The 671-nt window shown below is 63.5% G+C and carries 1 protein-coding gene; it reads left to right on the top strand.

The window, feature by feature from the left end:
• Positions 1-12: 12 nt before the first annotated feature.
• Positions 13-671, top strand: a 659-nt coding sequence (locus B7G66_RS16435; protein ID WP_048859411.1) for a hypothetical protein, incomplete at its 3' end; no start/stop codon positions are given.

The following is a 671-nucleotide window of genomic DNA, read 5'->3' as shown; positions in this document are numbered from 1 at the left end:
GAGGACAGACCCATGACCCGCACACAGGACGATTTCGAACCCGCACACGCCACATCTTCCACCGCCCATGTGCTGGCGGAACTCCAGCTTTACGGCCACCGTCCTTTCGAGGATGAGCCGGACCCAAGGCCCTTGCCCGACGCCAGCCAGATCGAGGGCGCGGTTGCCGATATCTTCGATGCCCTGTCAGCTGCGCTGACCGACACAAGGCTGGAACCCGATCTCGAACCGCTGCTCTGGCCCACCGTCAATGTCTTTCACCGCATGGTCGGGCAGGTGGAGCGCGATCTTGACCGCAACGAGACGGCGCAGAAACGCAGCCAGCAGGAACAGGATGGCAGCGAGATCCGCTCCGTGGAACTGGAACGCCTCATCGCCGAGGGGCTGACCCTGCTGGAACGACGCAACGCCTACGAGATCTTCCGCGATCTCGCCTGCGACCAGTTCGAACGCCTGACGATGTCGCCCTGGCGGCCACGCTCCGGCTCGCTGGTCAGCCGCAGCACCCTGACGGCCTCTATGATCGACAGCCGCGATTTCCTCAACGCCCGCCGCAAGGCTGAAACCGAACTGCTCGTGCCTCCTGGACCAAAGATCGCGGTCACCGGTGGGCTCGACTACGAGGACCATCATCTGATCTGGAACCGTCTCGACAAGGTGCGGGAGAAGCA

The sequence above is a fragment of the Novacetimonas hansenii JCM 7643 genome (assembly GCF_000964405.1).
GTDB classification, from domain to species: Bacteria; Pseudomonadota; Alphaproteobacteria; order Acetobacterales; family Acetobacteraceae; genus Novacetimonas; species Novacetimonas hansenii.
Note: the sequence above shows the minus strand (reverse complement) of the source record. Positions and strands in the feature narration are given on the sequence as shown.